Consider the following 426-nt stretch of genomic DNA (forward strand, 5'->3'; position numbering starts at 1 on the left):
GCCGCCGACCGCGTCAACGAGGCCGACCCAGTGCTTGCGGGTCGCTCTCCCCGCTCGCATTTTCGAGGGCGACTCAGTGCTCACGGCTCCTTCCGTCGCCGCTCGCAACAACGAGGGCCGCTCACTGCTCGCGGATCGTTCCTCCCCGCTCGCGACAACGAGGGCCGCTCACTCTGTTCGCGCCCCTCGCTTCGTTCGCGCCCCTCGCTTCGTTCGCGCCCCTCGCTTCGTTCGCGCCCCTCGCTAGTCCCCTGCAACCGCCGTCGGCTCCTCGGCACTCTCGCCGACTGAGCCGAGGTCCATCATTGCCAGCAAGGCAATGACGCCGAAGCCGACTTTCGTGACCACGTCGAGGTACACGATCACGAGTGTCGCAGTCTCGACGTCCATGAGGCCCACTCCTGCCGCACCGAGCAGCCACACGAC

General features: G+C 67.6%; 1 pseudogene. It reads right to left on the reverse strand.

Going from position 1 to position 426, the window contains the following annotated elements:
- Positions 1-243: 243 nt before the first annotated feature.
- A pseudogene (gene sop2, locus FY251_RS21640) lies at positions 244-426 on the reverse strand (sensory rhodopsin II); the annotation flags it as partial.

The organism is Haloferax sp. KTX1, from assembly GCF_902410085.1.
Classification (GTDB): domain Archaea; phylum Halobacteriota; class Halobacteria; order Halobacteriales; family Haloferacaceae; genus Haloferax; species Haloferax massiliensis.